General features: G+C 56.7%; 8 protein-coding genes. 6 read left to right on the top strand and 2 right to left on the bottom strand.

From position 1 onward, the window contains the following. Nucleotides 1–246 precede the first annotated feature (246 nt). Nucleotides 247–798, bottom strand: a complete 552-nt coding sequence (locus ACFFSY_RS04230) for a hypothetical protein (protein ID WP_377490357.1) — start codon at nucleotides 796–798, stop codon at nucleotides 247–249. A gap of 163 nt (nucleotides 799–961) precedes the next feature. Here ACFFSY_RS04230 and ACFFSY_RS04225 point away from each other — a divergent pair, with 163 nt between their 5' ends. From ACFFSY_RS04225 to ACFFSY_RS04200, 6 genes are all read left to right on the top strand, one after another. Continuing rightward, nucleotides 962–1,243, top strand: a complete 282-nt coding sequence (locus ACFFSY_RS04225) for an ArsR/SmtB family transcription factor (RefSeq protein ID WP_377490354.1) — start codon at nucleotides 962–964, stop codon at nucleotides 1,241–1,243. A gap of 70 nt (nucleotides 1,244–1,313) precedes the next feature. After that, nucleotides 1,314–2,504 (top strand): MFS transporter, encoded by a 1,191-nt coding sequence (locus tag ACFFSY_RS04220; protein WP_377490351.1) that lies wholly within the window; start codon nucleotides 1,314–1,316, stop codon nucleotides 2,502–2,504. A gap of 257 nt (nucleotides 2,505–2,761) precedes the next feature. Continuing rightward, entirely contained in the window at nucleotides 2,762–3,073 is a 312-nt protein-coding gene (locus tag ACFFSY_RS04215) for a hypothetical protein (RefSeq protein WP_377490348.1), read from the top strand. After that, nucleotides 3,066–3,563 (top strand): hypothetical protein, encoded by a 498-nt coding sequence (locus tag ACFFSY_RS04210; protein ID WP_377490346.1) that lies wholly within the window; start codon nucleotides 3,066–3,068, stop codon nucleotides 3,561–3,563. Before ACFFSY_RS04215 ends, ACFFSY_RS04210 begins: the two co-directional genes overlap by 8 nt. 156 nt (nucleotides 3,564–3,719) lie before the next feature. After that, entirely contained in the window at nucleotides 3,720–4,256 is a 537-nt protein-coding gene (locus ACFFSY_RS04205) for a TetR/AcrR family transcriptional regulator (RefSeq protein WP_377490343.1), read from the top strand. Between the two features lie 157 nt (nucleotides 4,257–4,413). Further along, nucleotides 4,414–5,835 (top strand): MFS transporter, encoded by a 1,422-nt coding sequence (locus ACFFSY_RS04200; protein WP_377490340.1) that lies wholly within the window; start codon nucleotides 4,414–4,416, stop codon nucleotides 5,833–5,835. A 287-nt stretch (nucleotides 5,836–6,122) separates the two neighbouring features. Here ACFFSY_RS04200 and ACFFSY_RS04195 read toward each other — a convergent pair whose 3' ends face one another. Beyond that, a complete protein-coding gene (locus ACFFSY_RS04195) occupies nucleotides 6,123–7,103 on the bottom strand; it encodes an ABC transporter ATP-binding protein (RefSeq protein WP_377490337.1) in 981 nt (326 codons plus the stop codon). Between the last annotated feature and the right edge of the window lie 2 nt (nucleotides 7,104–7,105).

Here is a 7,105-nt window from a genome sequence, read left to right as displayed (position 1 = left end):
CGCCAGCGTTCGTCCTGAGCCAGGATCAAACTCTCCATGAAAGTTTGTGACTCATTACTTTACTAGCTTTGACATATCGCTCATTGTTCAGTTTTCAAGGAACAAGTTGTTTCTTCTCTTGCTTGGCCGATCGTTTCTCGCGACCGGAATTAGAATATACCATAGGCTCTTCAGATATTGCAACTGTTTTTTCAAAAAAACATTTTGTGCGCAGGTATCGGGTACATACATTCCCCATGATCTCAATTACAAGTCCGGCCTTCTATATAAGAGAACCAGATACACAACGGCACCGATGAAGCCTGCGGAGGCCGTTATTATCCACGCTACGCCTACTACCGTATTCCCCTTGCTGAGCCCGCTCTTCTCGACTGGGGCACTCGTTGCGGCATGACTTAATAGGTAAGTCAGGTCTTCTCCCGCAGCGTTGGCTCTTGCGGATGGTGCGCAAATTGGGTGCTCCCATTCGCCGTTATCATTATTCAGATATAAAAGATACAACTCTTCGTCCGGCGCGTCGCTATTCGTTAACAAATTGCTTTCACTATTATCCGCAATCGTTATTGCCCCCGGCTCCATGCCTTTAAAGCCCTGCATGACTTGAAAGTCTATCCGGCTGCCATCTACTCCAGAATGTTTTTGCTTCACATAGCCGAGCACGACGGCGTCATACTTATTATAGGACTCTTCCACGTTAGTCGCCTGCACGCATTTGGTCGCATAAGCGGATGGAGCCCCTGTCGCCATTATGGACCACGCCAGGATCGCCAGCATGATAAAGCGAAACACCTTATTCATTAAGTACTCCCCTTCCTTGTTCCCCCAACTAATCTAATCCAGTGGTATCCGGCAACAAATTTTTATCCCCCAATAAGCTTAATTCCCATTTACACCCATGTAAAGATGTGCTACTGTTATTTCTATACTTGTAGAAATAAACACTACGCTAAGGGTGAGCCCAATGATCGACGACCACGCCAACATTCAGCAAGCAGTCAAAATTTATAAAGCGCTCGGCGAACCAACCCGGCTTAAAATCGCGCTCCTGCTTATGGAAGAGCAGAACCTGTGCTGTTCCGACATTAACAGTAAGTTGGAATCCGTTGCGGGTTCGACGCTATCCCATCACTTGAAACAATTGACGGAAGCCGGCGTGCTTACGCTGCGCAAAGACGGTACGTACATCTATTACAGCGTCAACCGCGAAGTTGCAGAAAAATACGCTCCATATCTTTTGGAGTAATTTTTTCGGTTTTTATTTCTATAAATTTAGAAATATAGAATTAGTGAATTGTGGGGAGGAGCTAGTCACAATGTCGAATGCTTGGAAGATTTACATGTTGGCGGCGGTTAGTTTTCTGGTCGGAACATCGGAATACATTATCGCCGGCATTCTGGACCGGGTTGCTTCGGACATCGGCGTATCGGTTGGTGCCGCCGGTCAGTTAATTACAGTATTCTCGCTTGCTTATGCGTTCGGTACTCCTGTCTTAATGGCTCTCACCGCCAAAGTTGAGCGTCGGAAGCTTCTGTTCTATGCGTTAGCGGTCTTCGTCATCGGTAATGCGATGGCGGTCGTTCTGCCGGGGTTCGGGTTCCTCATCGCCTCGCGCATCATCCTCGCCGCCAGCACCGGCGTCTTCGTCGTCACTGCCCTGACCGTTGCCGCTAAGCTTGCGCCGCCCGATCGCCAAGGCAGTGCGATCGCCACCCTCGTCATGGGCTTCAGCACATCGCTCATCATCGGCGTTCCCGTCGGTCGGGTCATCGCCGCCAGCTACGATTGGCGTACGATCTTCGGCGGCATCGGCTTGCTAGGCTTGCTCGCGATTATTCTGATTGCTTACGCCATTCCGAAGACGGAAGGCGATGCGCCGATCCCGCTCCGCGATCAGTTGGCGCTGCTGAAGCAGCCCCGCATCGCGGTCGCCCTCTCGATCACGTTCTTCTGGATTGCCGGTTACGCTATTGCTTACACATACATCTCGCCTTTCCTGCTCGAAGTGACGGGCATGAGCGAAAACTGGGTAAGCGCAGGGCTGTTCGCGTTCGGGATCGCCAGCCTCATCGGCTCCAAGCTCGGGGGATGGAGCACCGACCGCATCGGCGTCCCGCCAACGCTTGTAGGCGGCATGCTGCTGCACGCCGTCATGCTCGTCCTCCTGTCGCTCACGGCGCATACGCCGGCACTCGTTTTTCCGCTCCTCATGCTGTGGTCGTTCTCGGCATGGTCATCGGGTCCCACGCAGCAGTATTATCTCCTGACGCTCGCCCCCGAGGCTTCCGGCATCATGCTTAGTTTGAACACCTCGGTGCTGCAGCTCGCCATGGCGGCCGGCGCAGGTCTGGGCGGGATCGTCACTCGCGATGCCTCGCTGCTGTCGGTAACGTGGATCGGCGCCGGCCTCGTCACGATCGCCGCAGGAACAGCCGCGGTATCGCTCGGTCTTGCACGCAGCCGAAAAATCGCCACGGCTGAGCGTCCGCAACGGAACAGCGCTTAAGCGAAGGAGCGGCGGAACCTGACGTCCCGAGCGCAAAGCCAAGCTGAAAGCGGCGGACTGAGGCTCGCACGGGCGAACATACAGGAAGCACGTCGATAGCGCAAAACCGACTCACAAGCACCGCCTATTGCGGAGCTTGTGAGTTTTTGCGTTTCATGGCGCGAGGCTGCGTCATTGGAAGAAAGCGACGCGATACTCGCGCTCGCCCGTCACCCATAGGTATACTAGGACTACGAATATACGAAGGAGGAATTCCGATGGTTGAACCGTACGAACCAGCCCTGACGGAGATGCTCCGCAATTGGCAGGACATGTCGTCGGCCGAAGAAGCCGAGGCCGAAGAAGCGGCCGAACGATTCGAAGCGTCGTTCTACCGGTTCATCGACGCCTTCCGGGTATGGGTCTGGCGACTTGCTTCGCCGCCGGTAACAATAGACGAACTGTTGGCGCTACCCGCCGTCCGGTTGTTGACCGACCGCCTTCCTGCCCCGCTACTGCTGAATTTCGAGACAGAAGCAGAGCTGATCTTGGAACGGCAAGGCCGCGAGGAAGAGGAGAAATATGATTAATGCCATCGAGTTAAAACATGTCCTTATCCCGTATGCCGAGGATGAGCTTGCCGAGGCGGAATCGCTTGAGCGATTTCTTCGCTCCTTGCTCGTCCAACTGCGCCAGTATTGCGATCGACAGCCTTCATTCGCCGATCTCGCACTATGCGTTCGCCGCTGCTTGGATACGGAACCTGCCGCTTATCAGGCTGGCTGGGAGCTGGTCAAACCGCCTAGTAAAGAAGACACATACGGCGAGTATGCGGACGTTGAGCGCATCCTGCATTTTCAAATCGCGGATTTGCGCAAAATGGAAATCGTCGAACAGCGTCACCGCGATCATTTCCTGGGCACGACCTCCCGCATGCCGCATCTCTGGAATAACCTTGACCCCTCGTCATATATCGAAGGCGCCGCATCCGGGCTGGCTGGGGAATATCGCGACGTTCCAGTTTGCGGCTGGCCCGGCATAGCTCGATTCCTTGAGCTGGGTAGATTGAACGAGTCTTGAGGGAAGCGAGGGGAATATCTGAAGACTCGCGTTACCACTTTAGATTGCAGGCTGGAGAGAAAAAGTCGTACAGCGCGCCAGAAATTCAGTTGACAATGATTGGCAGGATGATTATATTTTATTTATCAGTCAATAAATGAATGGAAGGATACAGCAATGACATCGAGAGAAGAAGTCTCGCAGAACCGGAAACAACAGATCCTAGAGGCCGCCGCTTCGCTTTTCGCCGAATCGGGGTATTACAAGACGACTACAGCGGAAGTCGCCCGCCGAGTCGGGGTCACGCAGCCTTATGTTTTTCACTTCTTCAAAACGAAGGAAGAGCTGTATTTGGCCGTATTGGACCAGGCTTCGCGACGCATCCTCGACGCCTTCACAACGGCCGAGGCGCCTCCGGAACAGCTGACGGAAGCGATGGGCGAAGCGTTCACGCGTCTGCTGGTGAGCCATCGCAACGAAATTTTGCTCGTCTTGACGTCCTTCGCCGCGCCGGAACCGACGATCAGGGAATACACGAGGGAGGGCTTCGACGCGGTATACGAACGCATCAAGGCCCGTTTCGAAGAAGCCGGTCTGCCGGAGCCCAGCAGAAAGGCCAGTGAATTCCTCGGGCAGGGCATGGTTATTGCGCTGGCCGAAACGCTGCAACTACCGAAGCTTCTCATCTGGCACGAGAATAAAACGCACGGGTAGCACCGCGCGGCATTCCGAAAAGGCAACAACACAGTCCGTTGGCAAAATGCTGCGTTTCGAACTTGAAACGCAAACCAATTTGCATACGACTGCGAATTGCCTTCTTTTTCGGACACTCATTTATTTATTAATAAATAAAACAAGGAGTGAAGTACACATGTTTACAGGAGCAAGAATTCGCCTTCTGGCGGTCACCTGCGCAGCGCTGTTCATGGCCATGCTGGACAATTTGGTGCTTGGGGTCGCCCTGCCTTCTATTCAACAGTCGTTCGAAGCAAGCATGAGCGATTTGCAATGGTTCATGAACGCTTACACGTTAGCGTTCGCCATTCTTCTAATCCCCTTCAGCATGGTTGGCGAACGTTTCGGTCGCAAGAAGATGTTTCTGGTCGGCGTCGTGCTCTTCACGCTCGGATCCGCCCTCTCCGGACTTAGCGAAAACGCCATCTCGCTCATCCTCTCCCGTGCGCTCCAAGGGATCGGCGGCGCCGCGATCGTACCGCTCAGCTTAACGCTCGTCAATGGCGCATTCCCGGAGAACATGCGGGCCGCCGCGCTCGGCATCTGGTCCGGGATCTCCGGGCTTGGACTATCCGTCGGCCCACTCGTCGGCGGCCTGATCGTCGAAGGCGCTCCGTGGCAGCTCATCTTCTGGATTAACGTACCGGTCGGGATGCTTGCTTTTGCGCTCGGCATGTTCTGGCTGCAAGAGTCCAAGGGCGAGCGCAAACCGATCGACATACCAGGCATCCTGCTCCTCGGCGCCGGTCTGTTCGGCATTATATACGGCCTCGAGAACGGCAACGACAAAGGCTGGGGCTCCGCACTCGTCATCGGCTCCATCGCGGGCGGCCTACTGCTCCTCGCGCTGTTCTACCTGCTGCAGCGCAATAAGCCGCATCCTTTCGTCAGGTTCAGCTTGTTTCGGCGCGGCTCGTACGCCGCGTATATCTTCACCGGCTTCTGGATGAACGCAGGCATCTTCGGCGCGATCTTCCTGCTGACGCTGTTCCTCCAGCAGGGGCAGCAGTATTCCGCGCTGGAAGCCGGCGTCCGCACGATGGCTTGGACCGGGTGCACGATGCTGACCGCCCCGCTCGCCGGCTTCGCGGTCGGCCGCTTCGGCAACCGGGCGCTGCTCGCCACCGGGTTGTTATTCCAAGGTGTTGCGCTAATCGGTTTTAGCGTGCTGGTCGTTACGTTCGGCGTCGATTTCCCGTTCGGCTACCAAGCGCCGTTCATGATGCTCGCCGGCACGGGCATGGGCCTCAGCTTCACGCCGCTTGCCCATGGCGTGCTCTCCTCCGTGCCCGACGCATCCTCCGGCGAGGCCAGCGGCATCAGCAACGCAACTCGCGAACTCGGCGGCGTCTTCGGCATCGCAATCGGCGGCTTGATCTTCCAAAGCGGGGACGCGATCCGCTCCGCCTCCGATTTCGGCGACCATATCGTGCCCGCCTTGTTGACCAGCGCCGGCATGATCGCGCTCGGCCTGGTCAGTGTGCTGCTGTTCACCCGATCACGTGCCGCGAAGGGCGCGAACATCGCGCCGGTTCAACCGGCTGGAGAGGCTTCTTAGCACGGTGCGGACGATCTGGTCGGGGAGTTCTCATAACCCGACGCGGGCGATCGGACCCGGCTAATTCGGCAGCCTAATATCGGCAGCCATATTGGATGGAGCATCCCCCGGCCTATGGTGGCAGATAGATGCGAGAAAAAGCAATCCCTCCCATGCTCCGAGCCGCGCATACCAAACAGGACCTCACCTCATGCGAAGCGCATGGGATGAGGTCCTGTTTCATGGATACCCTATTAGACGCATCAGACGATCGCATAACGACCGCCAGTGCCGATTCCGCCACCGACTTAGATCAGCGGAAAATGGCACGCCACCTGCCTGTCGCCTTCAACAGTACGCAGCAGCGGTTCCTCCGAGCGGCAGCGATCCTGTACATAGGGGCAGCGCGTATGGAAACGGCAGCCCGACGGCGGATTCGCCGGCGACGGCACGTCGCCCTCGAGAATGATCCGCTCCCGCTTGACGCCCGGCGTCGGGATTGCGGACAGCAGCACCGACGTGTACGGATGCAGCGGCTTGGCGAACAGGTCGTCCGTCGGCGACACTTCGACCATTTTGCCCAGGTACATGACGCCGACCCGGGTAGAGATATGGCGAACGACGTTCAACCCGTGCGCGATGAAGAGGTAGGTTAAGCCCAGCTCCTTCTGCAGCTTCATCATCAGATTGAGCACCTGCGATTGGACGGATACGTCCAGCGCGGATACCGCCTCGTCGGCGACGATGAACTTCGGCTCGAGCGCCAGCGCCCTGGCAATGCCGATCCGCTGGCGCTGACCGCCGGAGAACTCGTGCGGATACCGGTTGCGCCGGCTTGCGTCGAGCCCGACCAGCTCCATTAATTGAACAACGCGCGCATCGATCTCGGCGCCGCTCATCCGGCGGTGCAGCTTGAGCGGTTCGCCGATCAAATCGCTGACCAGGAAACGCGGATTGAGCGAGCCCATCGGATCTTGGAAAATGATCTGCATCTCCTGACGCAGCCGCTGCATCTCCTTCGCGTTGGTCGTATGGATGTTCTGGCCTTGGAAAAGCACTTCGCCGTCCGTAGCGCTCTTCAGATTCAGCATGACCCGGCCGAGCGTCGACTTGCCGCAGCCCGACTCGCCGACGAGCCCGAACGTCTCGCCTTCGCGAATGCCGAACGAAATATCGTCCACGGCCTTGACGTTCCCCGTCACCCGGCTAAGCAGGCCGCTGCGAATCGGGAAATATTTCTTCACGTGCCGCGCTTCCACCAAATACGTATCAGTCGCTGTCGCGCTCATCG

The sequence above is a fragment of the Paenibacillus aurantiacus genome (genome assembly GCF_042431225.1).
In the GTDB taxonomy this organism is placed as follows: domain Bacteria; phylum Bacillota; class Bacilli; order Paenibacillales; family Paenibacillaceae; genus Paenibacillus_Z; species Paenibacillus_Z aurantiacus.
This window is presented reverse-complemented; position numbering and strand designations above follow the sequence as displayed.